The sequence below is a fragment of the Rhizobium sp. WYCCWR 11146 genome (assembly GCF_013591995.1).
GTDB lineage: Bacteria > Pseudomonadota > Alphaproteobacteria > Rhizobiales > Rhizobiaceae > Rhizobium > Rhizobium indicum.
The window spans coordinates 111,928-126,856 of record NZ_JACCEY010000043.1 but is presented as its reverse complement, the minus strand read 5'-3'; the positions used below and the strand labels follow the sequence as shown (position 1 = coordinate 126,856).

Below are 14,929 nucleotides of genomic sequence, written 5' to 3'. Positions count from 1 at the left end.
CTCGTTTTCGGCAAAATTGGAGGTTGAAGATGGCAAGCTTGTCCGGCTCCATCAGCTCGCTGTTTCTCAAGGAATTCGTCGGCGCGTTCTTTCTGTCGATGCGTTATTTCTTCCGCCAGAAGGCGACGATCAACTATCCCTTCGAAAAGGGTCCGGTCTCCCCGCGTTTCCGCGGCGAGCATGCGCTGCGCCGTTATCCTAACGGCGAGGAACGCTGCATCGCCTGCAAGCTCTGCGAGGCGATCTGTCCTGCCCAGGCGATCACCATCGAGGCCGGTCCGCGCCGCAATGACGGCACGCGCCGCACGGTGCGCTACGACATCGACATGGTGAAGTGCATCTATTGCGGCTTCTGCCAGGAAGCCTGCCCGGTCGACGCGATCGTCGAAGGCCCGAATTTCGAATTTGCGACGGAAACCCGCGAAGAGCTCTACTTCGACAAGGCGCGGCTTCTGGATAACGGAGACCGCTGGGAGCGCGAAATCGCCCGCAACATCGCGATCGACTCGCCGTACCGCTGATCGAGTTTTTGAAATGCCGTAATGGAGCTTGAGCGCTTCGGTCGCGGTCAATATGCACAGGAGTTTTGCCGGTCAGCCGCGCAAAGTTCTATCGGGCAGAAAAACTCCCGGCTGCCCGGGGGAAGATGAAAAAGGCACCAACATGGGTCTGCAGGCTCTATTTTTCTATCTTTTCGCCTTTGTCGCGGTGGCGTCGGCGTTCATGGTCATCTGGGCGAAGAACCCGGTTCACTCGGTTCTCTTCCTGATCCTGGTGTTCTTCAATGCCGCCGGCCTCTTCCTGTTGCTCGGTGCCGAATTCCTGGCGATGATCCTGCTTGTCGTCTATGTCGGCGCCGTCGCCGTGCTCTTCCTCTTCGTGGTGATGATGCTCGATATCGACTTCACCGAATTGAGGGCCGGCGTTCTCGAATATGCGCCGATCGGCGGGCTGATCGGGGTGATCCTCGCGGCCGAGCTGATCGTCGTCATCGGTGGCAGCGTCATCTCGCCTGAGATCGCCAAATCCGTCGCCATGCCGATCCCGGCGCTGAGCGAGCGCACCAATACGGCTGCCCTCGGCGACGTGCTCTACACCAACTACGTCTATTTCTTCCAGATCGCTGGTCTGGTGCTCCTGGTCGCCATGATCGGCGCGATCGTGCTGACGTTGAGACACCGCACCAACATCAAGCGGCAGAATATTCCCAGGCAGGTTGCCCGCACGCCCGCCACCGCCGTCGAGGTGGTGTCGGTCAAGCCCGGGCAGGGCGTCTAAAGGCAGGTCAAGGAACAAAGAACATGGTCATCGGACTTTCCCACTACCTGACGGTCAGCGCCATCCTCTTCACGCTTGGCGTCTTCGGCATATTCCTGAACCGGAAGAACGTCATCGTCATCCTGATGTCGATCGAGCTGATCTTGCTTGCCGTCAATATCAACATGGTCGCCTTCTCCTCCTTCCTGAACGACATCGTCGGCCAGGTCTTCGCGCTGTTCATCCTGACGGTCGCGGCTGCCGAAGCGGCGATCGGTCTTGCAATTCTCGTTGTCTTCTACCGCAACCGCGGCTCGATCGCGGTCGAAGACGTCAATATGATGAAGGGCTGAGTGGCTCATGTTCCTCTATAAGGCTATCGTCTTTCTTCCCTTGATCGGTGCGATCGTCGCCGGCCTTTTCGGCCGCGCGATCGGCGCCAAGGCTTCGGAATATGTCACCAGCGGCCTGATGATCATCGCCGCCATCCTGTCCTGGGTCGTCTTCTTCACTGTCGGCATGGGCCATGCCGAAGGCGGTCCGATCAAGGTCGAGGTGCTGCGCTGGATTCAGTCCGGCGGCATCGACGTCTCCTGGTCGCTGCGCGTGGATACGCTGACGTCAGTCATGCTGATCGTCGTCAACACGGTCTCGACGCTCGTGCATGTCTATTCGATCGGCTACATGCATACCGATCCGCATCGTCCGCGATTCTTCGCCTATCTCTCGCTCTTCACCTTCGCCATGCTGATGCTGGTGACCGCTGACAACCTTGCCCAGATGTTCTTCGGCTGGGAAGGCGTCGGTCTCGCCTCCTATCTGCTGATCGGCTTCTGGTTCAAGAAGCCGTCGGCGACGGCCGCGGCGATGAAGGCCTTCATCGTCAACCGCGTCGGCGACTTCGGCTTCGTGCTCGGCATTGCCGGCGTCTTCGTGCTGTTCGGCTCGATCAACCTCGACACGATTTTCGCCAATGCCTCGAACTTCGCCCCGCATGAAGGCGCCGGCGAAGCGGGCGAGGTGATCCTCAATCTCTTCGGCATGCAGCTCGACAAGGCGCATGCGCTGACGGGTATCTGCCTGCTGCTCTTCATGGGCGCGATGGGCAAGTCGGCGCAGTTCCTGCTGCACACCTGGCTGCCGGACGCGATGGAAGGCCCGACCCCGGTCTCGGCCCTGATCCATGCCGCCACCATGGTCACCGCCGGCGTCTTCCTCGTCGCCCGCATGTCGCCGCTCTTCGAACTGTCGCCGGATGCGCTGGTTGTCGTCACCGTGATCGGCGCGATCACCGCCTTCTTCGCGGCAACCGTCGCTCTCGTGCAGAACGACATCAAGCGTGTCATCGCCTATTCCACCTGCTCACAGCTCGGCTACATGTTCGTGGCGCTCGGAGCCGGGGCTTATGGCGCAGCCATCTTCCATCTCTTCACCCATGCCTTCTTCAAGGCTCTGCTCTTCCTCTGCGCGGGCTCGGTCATCCACTCCGTCGATGGTGAGCAGGACATGCGCTACATGGGCGGCCTGTGGCCGCACATTAAAGTTACTGCCGTGCTGATGATCATCGGCACGCTGGCGATCACCGGTTTTGGCATTCCCTTCACGCCGATCGGTTTTGCCGGCTTCTTCTCCAAGGACGTGATCATCGAGGCGACCTATGCATCGCATTCGCCGGTCGCCGGCTTCGCCTTCTCGCTGCTGGTCATTGCGGCTCTGTTCACCAGCTTCTATTCCTGGCGCCTGATCTTCATGACCTTCTTCGGCAAGCCGCGCGCTTCCCATGAGGTGATGCACCATGTCCACGAGTCGCCGCAGGTCATGCTGGTGCCGCTCTATCTCCTGGCGATCGGCGCGGTGCTTGCAGGCGTGATCTTCGAAGGCCGGTTCTATGGCGAGGAATATGCCGAGTTCTGGAAGGGTGCGCTCTTTACCGGCACCGAGAACGAACTGGTCGAAGAGTTTCACCATGTTCCGGCGCTCGTGGCTTTGAGCCCGTTCATCGCCATGGTGCTCGGCTTCGTCACTGCCTGGTACATGTATATCCGCTCGCCGCAGACGCCGCGCATCCTCGCGCAGCAGCACCGCGTGCTCTACCAGTTCCTGTTGAACAAGTGGTATTTCGACGAACTCTACGACTTCCTCTTCGTCCGCTCCGCCAAGGCGCTCGGCCGCTTCCTGTGGAAGAAGGGTGATGTTGGCGTCATCGACACCTACGGCCCGAACGGCGTCGCCGCTCGCGTCGTCGCCGTCACCGATCGCGTGGTCCGCCTGCAGACCGGTTACCTCTATCACTACGCCTTCGCCATGCTGATCGGCGTTGCGGCGCTCGTTACCTGGATGATGCTCGGGAGTTCCTTCTGATGACCGATTGGCCTATTCTTTCAACGGTCACCTTTCTGCCGCTCGTCGGCGTGGTGCTCCTGCTATTGATGAACGGCGAGAGCGAAACCGGCCGGAAGAACGTGCTGTGGATCTCGCTGATCACCACCGTCTTCACCTTCGTCGTCTCGCTCTTCATCTGGATCGGCTTCGACAATGCCAATCCCGGCTTCCAGATGGTCGAGAAGCATAACTGGCTCGGCACCGGCATCGGCTACCACGTCGGCATCGACGGCATCTCGATGCTGTTCGTCATCCTGTCGACTTTCCTTATGCCCTTCTGCGTGCTGGCGAGCTGGCTCTCGATCGAAAAGCGCCTGAAGGAATACATGATCGCCTTCCTCATCCTCGAAACGATGATGATCGGCGTCTTCGTCTCGCTCGATATCGTGCTCTTCTACGTCTTCTTCGAGGCGGGCCTTATTCCGATGTTCCTGATCATCGGCGTCTGGGGCGGCAAGGACCGCGTCTATGCGAGCTACAAGTTCTTCCTCTATACGCTACTCGGCTCGGTGCTGATGTTGCTCGCCATCATGGCGATGTACTGGCAGGCCGGCACGACCGACATCACCGCGCTGCTCGCCTACAAGTTCCCGCCGGCGCTGCAGACCTGGTTATGGCTTGCCTTCTTCGCCTCCTTTGCGGTGAAGATGCCGATGTGGCCGGTCCATACCTGGCTTCCCGATGCCCACGTTCAGGCGCCGACGGCTGGCTCGGTGATCCTGGCCGGCGTACTGCTGAAGCTCGGCGGCTACGGTCTCATCCGCTTCTCGCTCGGCATGTTCCCGGTCGCGTCCGATTATTTCGCGCCGCTCGTCTTTGCCATGTCCGTCATCGCCATCATCTACACTTCTCTGGTGGCGATGATGCAGGACGATATCAAGAAGCTGATCGCCTATTCCTCCGTGGCCCACATGGGCTACGTGACCATGGGCATCTTTGCCGCCAATATGCAGGGCGTCCAAGGCTCGATCTTCCAGATGCTCTCGCACGGCATCGTCTCCGGCGCGCTCTTCCTCTGCGTCGGCGTCGTCTACGACCGCACCCACACCCGCGAGATCAACGCCTATGGCGGCCTCGTCAACAACATGCCGAAATATGCCGTGGCGATGATGGTCTTCACTATGGCCAATGTCGGGCTTCCCGGCACGTCCGGCTTCGTCGGCGAATTCCTGACGCTGATCGGTGTCTTCCGGGTCAACACCTGGGTGGCGCTCTTTGCCGCCACCGGCGTCATCCTCTCGGCCGCCTACGCGCTCTGGCTTTATCGCCGGGTGATCTTCGGTGCGCTGGAGAAGGAGAAGCTGAAGGCGCTGCTCGATCTTTCCAGACGCGAACAGCTGATCCTCTACCCGCTGGTCGCGCTGACCATCTTCTTCGGCGTTTATCCGGCTCCGGTCTTCGATGCGACGGCCGCCTCGGTGGATCTGCTGGTCAACAACTACACGGCCGCCGTGCACGCAGCGCAGAATGTTGCGCTGTCTATGAAATGATGACGGGACTTATTGGACATGACCGCTGAAACAATTCTCCTCAGTCTGCATCTTTCCGCGCCGGAGCTCATCCTCGCGGTCGGCGCCCTTGTCCTGTTGATGGTCGGCGTCTTCTCAGGCGAGCGGTCGGGCCTTGTCGTCACCGGCTTGGCCATCGTCCTGCTCCTGGCCTCCGGCCTGTGGCTGCTCTTCGTGCCCGCAGAAGGCCTTGCCTATGGCGGCGTCTACATGGCCGACGGCTTCTCGCGCTTCATGAAGCTGGTGGCGCTCATTGGTTCGCTGGTCGCCATGTTCATGTCGATTGGCCACGCCCGCGAAAATCAGCTCGACAAGTTCGAGTTCCCGGTTCTCCTGGTACTTGCGACCCTCGGCATCCTGCTGATGATTTCGGCCAATGACCTGATCTCGCTCTATCTGGCGCTGGAACTGCAGTCGCTGGCGCTCTATGTCGTCGCCGCGATCAACCGCGACAGCCTGAAGTCGACCGAAGCCGGCCTGAAATATTTCGTCCTCGGCGCGCTTTCCTCCGGCATGCTGCTCTACGGCATGTCGCTGGTCTACGGCTTCACCGGCCACACCCACTTCTCCGAAATCGCCCAGGCGCTGTCCGTTGAGGGTGCGCGTTCGCTCGGCTTGATCTTCGGCCTGGTCTTCATCCTCGCGGGCATCGCCTTCAAGATCTCCGCTGTTCCCTTCCATATGTGGACGCCGGATGTTTACGAGGGCGCGCCGACGCCGGTGACCGCCTTCCTTGCCGCAGCACCCAAGGTTGCTGCCATGGCGATGATGACCCGCATCGTCATTACCGCCTTCCAGCCGGTTCTGGCGGACTGGCAGCAGGTCGTCGTCTTCATCTCGATCGCCTCGATGCTGCTCGGTTCGTTTGCCGCGATCGGCCAGAAGAACATCAAGCGACTGATGGCCTATTCCTCTATCGGCCACATGGGTTATGCGCTGGTCGGCCTTGCCGCCGGCAACCAGACCGGCGTCACCGGCGTCATGCTTTATATGGTCATCTACATGGTCATGACGCTCGGCACCTTTGCGATCATCATGTCGATGCGCCGCAAGGACGGCACCGTCGTCGAGAATGTCGACGATCTCGCCGGCCTCTCCACAACCAACCCGTTCATGGCCGTGGTGCTGACGGCGCTGATGTTCTCGCTCGCCGGCATCCCGCCGCTCGCCGGCTTCTTCGCGAAGTACTTCGTCTTCGTTGCCGCCATCGAGGCCAAGCTCTATGCGCTCGCCATCATCGGCGTTCTCGCCTCGGTCGTCGGCGCTTACTATTATCTGCGTGTCATCAAGCTGATGTGGTTCGATGAGGCGACCGGCGAATTCGCCCGTGTCTCCGGTTCTCTGCGTCTGGTCTTCGGTCTCTCCGGTCTCTTCGTCACCGCCTATGTCCTCATCGGCGGCCCGATCGGCGGTGCGGCAGAGCTAGCTGCTGCGACGCTCTTTTGATGGCTTCCGACGGACGGCGCCGGATATCGCTCGGCGATTTCAGGCACGAGGCTCTGTCGGAAACATCGTCCACCAACAGCGAATGCCTCGCCCGGGCTCGGGCGGGCGATGGCGGTAATCTCTGGGTGACCGCCGAGAGGCAGACGGGCGGTCGCGGCCGCCGCGGCAGGCTCTGGGTTTCCGAGCGCGGCAATCTCTACGCTTCCCTTCTCCTGATCGACCCGGCGCCGATGGAGCGGCTGGGCTCGCTGCCGCTGGCAATCGCCGTTGCCGTGCACCAGGCGATCCGCAGGGTGTTGCCACTGGGCGCCGAACCGCTCGAGGTCAAATGGCCGAACGATATCCTCATCGGCCGAAAGAAGACCTGCGGCATTCTCGTCGAAGGCGAGGGGCTGCCGGACGGCCGTTACGCGCTGATCGTCGGCATCGGCATCAATATCTCGATAATGCCCGACAATCCGCTCTACCCCGTTACCTGCCTGCGTCAGCAGGGAAGTGCGGCGTCGCCGGAGGAACTTTTCGCGCATCTCTTCGCCGCCACGGCGGAAGTGCTTGAAATATGGGACCAGGGCCGTGGCGTCGGCGAGATCACGACGCTCTGGCGCGCCATCGCCTGCGGCATCGGCGAAAAGATTACGGTCAATTTGCCGGACCGATCGATTTCCGGACAATTCGCCGGAATTGATGATAATGGCTTGTTGATGCTCGATACCGGCGCTGGCAGGATAATGCCCATTGCTGCCGGTGATGTGTTTTTTGGATAGCGGAAAAAACGAAAATTATGGCGAAACAGGACGAACTGGTATTCCTGCCTCTGGGCGGTGTCGGTGAGATTGGCATGAATCTCGCTCTCTACGGCTACGGCCCGCCCGAGCATCGCCAGTGGGTCATGGTCGATTGTGGCGTCACTTTTCCCGGGCCTGACCTGCCGGGCGTCGACCTCGTACTGCCGGATATCCGCTTCCTCGCCAGCGAACGAAAGAACCTCAAGGCGATCATCATCACCCATGCGCATGAAGACCATTATGGTGCGCTCGCCGATCTCTGGCCCGGCCTCAACGTGCCGGTCTATGCCTCTGGTTTTACCGCAGGTCTGCTCGAAGCCAAGCGCAATTTCGAGAAGGCGACGATCGGCGAAGTGCCGGTGACGCCGTTCAAGGCCGGCGATACGATCAATGTCGGCCCGTTCAGTATCGAAGGTGTCGCCGTCAACCATTCGATCCCCGAGCCGATGTCGCTGATGATCCGCACGCCGGTCGGCAATGTCATCCATACAGGCGACTGGAAGATCGACCACGAGCCTTCGCTCGGGCCCCTGACCGACGAGACACGTTTCCGCCAACTCGGCGACGAGGGCGTGCTGGCGCTGATGTGCGATTCCACCAATGCGCTGCGCGACGGTGTTTCGCCTTCCGAGAAGGATGTGTCCGAAAGCCTGCGTAAGATCATCGAGAATGCCGAGGGCCGGGTGGCGATCACCACCTTCTCGTCGAATGTCGGGCGCATCCGTACTGTTGCCGAGGCTGCAGAGGCGGCAGGCCGCGAAGTGCTGCTGCTCGGCAGTTCGCTGAAGCGCGTCGTGAACGTTGCCCAGGACATCGGCCTGATGGAAGGTGTGAAGCCCTTCATCTCCGAGGACGAATACGGCTATATCCCGCGCGACAAGGTCGTCGTCATCCTGACCGGCAGCCAGGGCGAGGCGCGGGCAGCCCTTGCCAAACTCTCGCGCGATGAGATGCGCAATGTGGCGTTTACGGCAGGCGATATCGTCGTCTTTTCCTCGCGCGCCATTCCCGGCAACGAGAAGGCGATCCAGGACATCAAGAACGGCCTCGTCGAGCAGGGTGTGCACATCATCACGGATACCGAGGCATTGGTCCACGTTTCCGGCCATCCGCGCCGCAACGAGTTGCAGCGGATGTATGAGTGGACACGGCCGAAGATCGTCGTGCCGGTGCATGGCGAGGCAACACATCTGACGGCGCATAAGGAACTTGCCGAGCAATCCGGCATCGCACTGGTGCCGCGGGTGCGCAACGGCGATATCCTGCGGCTGGCGCCCGGTCCCGTCGAGGTGATCGGCGAGGCGCCGCATGGCCGGATTTATAAGGACGGTACGCTGATCGGCGATTTCGACGAGATGGGTATCGGCGAGCGCAAGAAGCTCTCCTATGTCGGCCATGTCGCGGTCAACGTCTTGCTCGACGCCCGCTATGACATCGTCGGCGAACCCGACCTCATTTCGATCGGCCTGCCGACCTACGATGATGAGGGCGAGGATATGGAGGATACGCTCTTCGACGCGGCGGTCAGCGCCATCGAGAGCATTCCGCGCGCCCGCCGCAAGGATATCGACATGCTGCAGGAGGCCGTGCGCCGCGCCATCCGCTCGGCCGCGAACAACACCTGGGGCAAGAAACCTCTTGTCACCGCCTTCGTCACCAAGGTCTGACCATGCTCGGCCGGGTCAACCATATCGCCATCGCCGTGCCCGATCTGGCCGCAGCGACGGCGGCCTATCGCGATACGCTGGGTGCTGCCGTATCGCAGCCGCAGGCTCTGCCGGAACACGGCGTCACCGTCGTCTTCGTCGAATTGCCGAACACCAAGGTCGAATTGCTGCAACCGCTCGGCGATACTTCGCCGATCGCAGCCTTCCTCGAAAAGAACCCATCCGGCGGCATGCATCACATCTGCTACGAGGTGGACGATATCCTTCTCGCCCGTGACCGGCTGGTCACGGCGGGCGCAAGGGTGCTTGGCGATGGCCAGCCGAAGACCGGAGCACACGGCAAGCCGGTGCTCTTTCTGCACCCCAAGGATTTCTTCGGCACGCTGATCGAACTCGAACAGGCCTGAGCACTGCTGCGGCAGAGTGACCCGAAGACCGCAAAACCTTTCGTCCGCTTTGAGTTGGTCGCCATTCCACCGTATAAGGACGCGATATTACAGCGCCGCGTGTCTTCTAAGACGCGCAAAGGACGCTGTAACAATTTAAATTGCTGCATTCCTTAAATCGATTCCGATTTAAGGAATGCAGCAGCGCCACACCAACGGGAACCAGAATGCTCCAGATCTTTCTTCAGGGATTTGCCGTCTACTTCATCATCTGGTGGATGACGCTTTTCGCCGTCCTGCCGATCGGCCTGCGCACCCAGGCGGACGACAATGATGTCGTGCTCGGCACCGTTCCGAGCGCGCCCACCCGGTTTCGCGCCGCTTTCGTGTTTTCGCTGACGACGCTGATTTCGGCCCTGGTCTACGGCCTCTGGTACCTCTGCGACACCTATTTCGGCTGGGGCTTCGATGCCCTGCCGCAACTCGGCCCCAGCTTCTATTGAGTGTGGCTTTTGCTCAAACTTTGAGCAGATGTAACCCTATTGAAAGCGAATTTCGTCATACCAGCGTCATACTGTTGCGGCAAAGAGCTCTCGTAACGGAATGATGGCCATCCCCTTACGGAAGCCGGTTGGATTTCTGGGTGGGGTGGAGGCCGAAAAGCCAAAAAAAAACAAGGCTAAAAGCCTTGTTTTAAGTATCGCGTGATCTGTAACCGTTGCCGGGGCTGCGACGAGCGCGCCTAAGATCTGATCCTCCCAAGACTTGACCGCGAATTCGGCAAGAATTTAACTTCCTGCCTGTTTTGTGAGCTAAAACTAGCTCAAACATTGGGCTTTGTCATCAGCTTTTTTTGCATTTTTGCTACACTCTAGCAAAATTTTTCTGTTGACAAGATTTTCGTTCAAGCCCTTATAAACACGCGCTTTTTCATGCCATTTCATTTTGCGGGTGCGAACATGCGCTTCCGGGAGGTTGCCGGCATCCGTTGCGGGTTTCCTTCCTGCCGCGAAGCGGCTATGAACGCTCCCGACATTAACAATGGTCTTTCGATTCCGCCTGCTGCGGGATCTCAACTGCTCCGGAATCCGCCATGCGTCTGTCCCGCTATTTCATGCCCATCCTCAAGGAAAACCCCAAGGAGGCGGAAATCGTCTCCCACCGGCTGATGCTGCGCGCCGGCATGATCCGCCAGCAGTCGCAGGGCATTTATTCCTGGCTGCCGCTCGGCAAGCGTGTGCTCGACAAGGTCAACGCCATTATCCGCGACGAGCAGAACCGCGCCGGTGCCATCGAGCTGTCGATGCCGACCCTGCAATCGGCCGAGCTCTGGCAGGAAAGCGGCCGCTACGACGCCTACGGCAAGGAGATGCTGCGCATCAAGGACCGTCAGGATCGGCCGATGCTCTACGGCCCCACCAACGAGGAGATGGTGACGGATATTTTCCGCTCCTCCGTCAAGTCCTACAAGGACCTGCCGCTCAATCTCTATCATATCCAGCTGAAGTTCCGTGACGAGATCCGTCCGCGCTTCGGCACCATGCGCTCGCGCGAATTCATGATGAAGGATGCCTATTCCTTCGATCTGACGCGCGAAGCGGCGGAGCATTCCTATAACAAGATGTTCGCCGCCTATCTCAGAACCTTCGACCGACTCGGCCTGCGCGCCATCCCGATGCGCGCCGATACCGGCCCGATCGGCGGCAAGCTCAGCCATGAATTTATCATCCTCGCCGATACCGGCGAATCCGAAGTCTTCTGCCACAAGGATTTCGTCGACTTCGATATTCCTGGTGAACATACCGATTTCGACAGCGTCGAGGGCCTGCAGGCGATCTTCGACAAGTGGACCTCGCTCTATGCTGCGACCTCGGAAATGCACGACGAGGCGGCTTTCAACGCCGTTCCCGAAGGCGACCGCCTGTCGGCGCGCGGCATCGAGGTCGGCCACATCTTCTATTTCGGCACGAAATATTCCGAGCCGATGGGCGCGAAAGTGCAGGGACCTGATGGCAAGGAACACTTCGTTCACATGGGTTCCTACGGTATCGGCCCGACACGCCTTGTTCCCGCCATCATCGAAGCATCGCATGATGATAACGGAATCATCTGGCCGGCATCGGTCGCACCCTTCGATATCGTTGTGATCAACATGAAGGCGGGCGATCAGGCCTGTGACGATACCTGCGAGTTGATCTATGCCGCGCTGAGCAAGGCCGGCAAGGATGTGCTCTATGACGATACCGACGACCGGGCCGGCACGAAATTCGCGACCGCCGACCTGATCGGTGTACCCGTCCAGATTATCGCCGGCCCGCGCGCGGTCGCAAACGGCGAGGTGGAAGTGAAGGACCGCAAGACCGGCGCCCGCGAAACGATGACCATCGAAGCGGCGATCAATCGGTTCGTGGCTTAAGGAAACGGAGGCGAAATGGCAGAGGCAGCAGTGGACCGGAGTTCGAAATCCGGCTTGGGTCCGGCTGGCAAGCCATTTTCCACCTTTGAACGCCTCGTGGCGTGGCGTTATCTGCGTGCCCGCCGCAAGGAAGCCTTCATATCGGTGATCGCCGGCTTCTCCTTTGTCGGCATCATGCTCGGCGTTGCGACGCTGATCATCGTCATGGCCGTGATGAACGGCTTCCGCACCGAACTCGTCTCGCGCATCCTCGGCATCAACGGCCACATGATCGTCCAGCCGGTCGACGGCCCCTTCACCGATTATCCGGTCCTCAGCAGCAAACTCGCCGCCGTGCCCGGCGTCAAGATGGCGCTACCGCTCGTGGAAGGCCAGGTGCTCGCCTCCGCCCAGGCCGGCGGCAGCACCGGCGCTCTGGTGCGCGGCGCCCGCGCCGAGGATCTGACCAAGCTCAAAACGGTCTCCGACAACATCAAATCAGGCGATATGGTGGGGTATGCCTCCGGCGACGGCGTGCTGATCGGCACCCGCATGGCCGACCAACTCGGTCTGCGTGTTGGCGATCTCATTACGCTGACGTCGCCAGATGGTGACATTACGCCGATGGGCGTCAGCCCGCGTATCAAGTCCTACAAGATTTCCGGCCTCTTCGAGATCGGCATGTCGGAATATGACTCCTCGATCATCTTCATGCCGCTCGAGGAGGCGCAGCTCTATTTCAATGCCGAGGGACTGGTGCAGTCGATCGAGCTCTTCGTCGACAACCCCGACGATATCGACGATCTGAGGCCCAAGGTGGAGGAAGCGGCCGGCCGCCAGATCGCCATCACCGACTGGCGCCAGCGCAACCAGACCTTCTTCTCCGCGCTGCAGGTCGAGCGCAACGTCATGTTCATGATCCTGACTCTGATCGTGCTTGTCGCGGCGCTGAACATCATCTCCGGCCTGATCATGCTGGTGAAGGACAAGGGCAGCGATATCGCCATCCTGCGCACCATGGGCGCCAGCGCCGGCGCGATCATGCGCATCTTCTTCATGACCGGGGCGGCGATCGGCATTGTCGGCACCATTGCCGGTGTGCTGCTCGGCGTCCTCGTCTGCGTCAACATCGAATCCGTCCGCCAGTTCTTCTCCTGGATTTCAGGCACCGTACTCTTCAATCCGCAGGTCTATTTCCTCAGCCAGCTGCCGGCCGAGATGGATCTGAGCGAAACGATCTCGATCGTCGTCATGGCGCTGACGCTCTCCTTCATCGCGACCATCTTCCCGGCCTGGCGTGCCTCCAGGCTCGATCCGGTGCAGGCCCTGCGCTACGAATAAGGAATGCCGCCTTCATGAAACGCAACGTCGTTCTCCAGCTTACCGGCGTCGAGCGCCATTACGGGCAGGGCGGTACGCTGCTCTCGATCCTGAAGGGCGCGGATTTTTCGATATCGAAGGGGGAGATTGTCGCTCTCGTCGCCCCTTCCGGCACCGGCAAGTCGACACTGCTGCATGTCGCCGGCCTCCTGGAGCATCCGGACGGCGGTGAGGTCAACATCAACGGCCATGCCTGCGACGGCCTGAGCGACGAGAAACGCACCGCCATCCGCCGCAGCGAAATCGGCTTCGTCTATCAGTTCCACCACCTGCTGCCGGAATTCTCGGCGCTCGAAAATATCATGATGCCGCAGCTGATCGCCGGGCTTTCCTGGAAGGAAGCCGGAGAGCGGGCCGGCCAGCTTCTCGATTATATGCGCATCGGCCATCGTGGCTCGCATCGCCCGGGCGAGCTTTCCGGCGGCGAGCAGCAGCGCGTTGCGATTGCTCGCGCCGTCGCCAATGCGCCGACCCTGCTTCTTGCCGACGAGCCGACCGGCAATCTCGACCCTGAAACGGCAAGCTACGTCTTCGACGCACTGGAAGCGCTGGTGCGCCAGTCCGGCCTTGCTGCCCTCATCGCCACCCACAATCACGAACTCGCCCGCCGCATGGATCGGCGCGTGACGATCTCCGACGGCAAGATCGTCGATTTCTGAGACTGCGGTCCAGGATGTCCGGTTTGCGCCGATGGCTGCCCCTCACCCTAACCTACCGGGGGCGAGCCACTCGTCTCGCCCCGTCCTTCGGACCCCCGTAAAAGCGGGGCGAGGGAACGTGCCAAACGCAGCGTCGAGGTTAGAGAAAGCCGGTGCGGCATATCCCTTCGCCCCGCGAGCGGGGAAGGTGCAGCGGGCCGCGATCAGGGGATGACCAGTCCGCCGCGATAGTCGAGCATATAGGCCTTCTGGCCATCGACCATGATGCATTCGTGGCCGATGAACCGCTCGCAGCCGCCTTCGCTGCTGTCGATATAGTGGCCGAACGGATGGTCGAATTCCATCCCGCCAAGAAACCGGCCCTCGCGATACATCGCAGAAAGTGCAGCCTTGATCACCGTTCCGGCTGCTGCGCCGTCGATAAGCTCAGGCGCAATGATGCAGCCGAAATAATTCATCGCCCAGACGGGCTCGTCGGCGAGCCACACCACTTCCTGTCCGGCGAAATCGGTCCCGCCGAAATAGCTGTCGAGATAGCGCCAGTCGCCGCGTTCGAAACCGATATCGTGGGCACCCGGCCGGCAGGGCGCGCGCGCCACGCCGCCGCCGACATAGGTCGCAGCCTTCGCCTCCACGACGAATTGGTTCAGCATCGCAATATCCAACATGTCCTTCTCCTCTCAGCCTGATGCTGGCAAATATGCTGCGATGTGTAAAGAACAAAAAGGGAACGTAGGTTGGAAATAAACGGGCCACCGAGGAGGTTGGCCGTCTAGGCGCCGTGACCGATCTGGGACAGGCCGAGAAGGGGCAACCTGCTGCCCATCACATCGGGTACTGGCTCCCAGCGATTCGCAGGTGCACATCCCGGCATTTTTCGAACACAACAAAGAAGGAAAAGATTCCTGTTGACAACGGAACATAAATGGAACAAATTGAAAACATAACGAGTAAAGGAGAGCCCGATGACTGACATGATCCGTGATATCGCAGCATTCACCTCCATCGCAATGTTCGTTGCAAGCTTCTCGCTCATCGTCATGGCGCTCTAAAGTTTTCAGGGG

Annotated in this window: 14 protein-coding genes; 13 read left to right on the top strand and 1 reads right to left on the bottom strand. The window is 60.3% G+C overall.

What is annotated here, in order from left to right:
- Positions 1 to 29 precede the first annotated feature (29 nt).
- The 13 genes from nuoI (at position 30) to HX899_RS33640 (ending at position 13,865) form a co-directional block, all read left to right on the top strand.
- On the top strand, positions 30 to 521 hold the full coding sequence (gene nuoI / locus HX899_RS33700; RefSeq protein ID WP_003547385.1) for an NADH-quinone oxidoreductase subunit NuoI: 492 nt from the start codon (positions 30 to 32) through the stop codon (positions 519 to 521).
- 142 nt (positions 522 to 663) lie between these two features.
- Positions 664 to 1,278: an NADH-quinone oxidoreductase subunit J gene (locus HX899_RS33695; RefSeq protein ID WP_003547387.1), complete on the top strand. Its 615-nt coding sequence runs from the start codon at positions 664 to 666 to the stop codon at positions 1,276 to 1,278.
- 23 nt (positions 1,279 to 1,301) lie between these two features.
- Positions 1,302 to 1,610 carry an NADH-quinone oxidoreductase subunit NuoK gene (gene nuoK / locus HX899_RS33690; protein ID WP_003547388.1) on the top strand — a complete coding sequence of 103 codons (309 nt, stop codon included), beginning with the start codon at positions 1,302 to 1,304 and terminating at the stop codon, positions 1,608 to 1,610.
- A gap of 7 nt (positions 1,611 to 1,617) precedes the next feature.
- Positions 1,618 to 3,618, top strand: a complete 2,001-nt coding sequence (gene nuoL, locus HX899_RS33685; RefSeq protein WP_171599450.1) for an NADH-quinone oxidoreductase subunit L — start codon at positions 1,618 to 1,620, stop codon at positions 3,616 to 3,618.
- The gene (locus HX899_RS33680) at positions 3,618 to 5,129 is read left to right on the top strand and encodes an NADH-quinone oxidoreductase subunit M (RefSeq protein WP_130667953.1); all 1,512 of its coding nucleotides are present in this window, start codon (positions 3,618 to 3,620) and stop codon (positions 5,127 to 5,129) included. Before nuoL ends, HX899_RS33680 begins: the two co-directional genes overlap by 1 nt.
- Positions 5,130 to 5,147: 18 nt before the next feature.
- On the top strand, positions 5,148 to 6,593 hold the full coding sequence (gene nuoN, locus HX899_RS33675) for an NADH-quinone oxidoreductase subunit NuoN (protein WP_138387550.1): 1,446 nt from the start codon (positions 5,148 to 5,150) through the stop codon (positions 6,591 to 6,593).
- Positions 6,593 to 7,357, top strand: coding sequence for a biotin--[acetyl-CoA-carboxylase] ligase (locus tag HX899_RS33670; protein WP_138328247.1), 765 nt, complete (start codon positions 6,593 to 6,595; stop codon positions 7,355 to 7,357). The genes nuoN and HX899_RS33670 overlap by 1 nt, the downstream gene beginning before the upstream one ends.
- A gap of 17 nt (positions 7,358 to 7,374) precedes the next feature.
- Complete coding sequence (locus HX899_RS33665) at positions 7,375 to 9,045, top strand: ribonuclease J (protein ID WP_181294472.1); 1,671 nt, start codon at positions 7,375 to 7,377, stop codon at positions 9,043 to 9,045.
- Positions 9,046 to 9,047: 2 nt separating this feature from the next.
- Positions 9,048 to 9,452 carry a methylmalonyl-CoA epimerase gene (gene mce / locus HX899_RS33660; protein ID WP_180196696.1) on the top strand — a complete coding sequence of 135 codons (405 nt, stop codon included), beginning with the start codon at positions 9,048 to 9,050 and terminating at the stop codon, positions 9,450 to 9,452.
- A 206-nt stretch (positions 9,453 to 9,658) separates the two neighbouring features.
- Positions 9,659 to 9,934, top strand: coding sequence for a DUF1467 family protein (locus HX899_RS33655; protein ID WP_028741386.1), 276 nt, complete (start codon positions 9,659 to 9,661; stop codon positions 9,932 to 9,934).
- A gap of 590 nt (positions 9,935 to 10,524) precedes the next feature.
- Positions 10,525 to 11,847 carry a proline--tRNA ligase gene (gene proS, locus HX899_RS33650; protein WP_138328244.1) on the top strand — a complete coding sequence of 441 codons (1,323 nt, stop codon included), beginning with the start codon at positions 10,525 to 10,527 and terminating at the stop codon, positions 11,845 to 11,847.
- Between the two features lie 15 nt (positions 11,848 to 11,862).
- Positions 11,863 to 13,167, top strand: coding sequence for a lipoprotein-releasing ABC transporter permease subunit (locus tag HX899_RS33645; RefSeq protein ID WP_062943872.1), 1,305 nt, complete (start codon positions 11,863 to 11,865; stop codon positions 13,165 to 13,167).
- Positions 13,168 to 13,181: 14 nt separating this feature from the next.
- Positions 13,182 to 13,865, top strand: coding sequence for an ABC transporter ATP-binding protein (locus HX899_RS33640; protein ID WP_025394108.1), 684 nt, complete (start codon positions 13,182 to 13,184; stop codon positions 13,863 to 13,865).
- A 203-nt stretch (positions 13,866 to 14,068) separates the two neighbouring features.
- Here HX899_RS33640 and HX899_RS33635 read toward each other — a convergent pair whose 3' ends face one another.
- On the bottom strand, positions 14,069 to 14,533 hold the full coding sequence (locus tag HX899_RS33635) for a DUF5680 domain-containing protein (protein WP_180196697.1): 465 nt from the start codon (positions 14,531 to 14,533) through the stop codon (positions 14,069 to 14,071).
- Positions 14,534 to 14,929 lie beyond the last annotated feature (396 nt).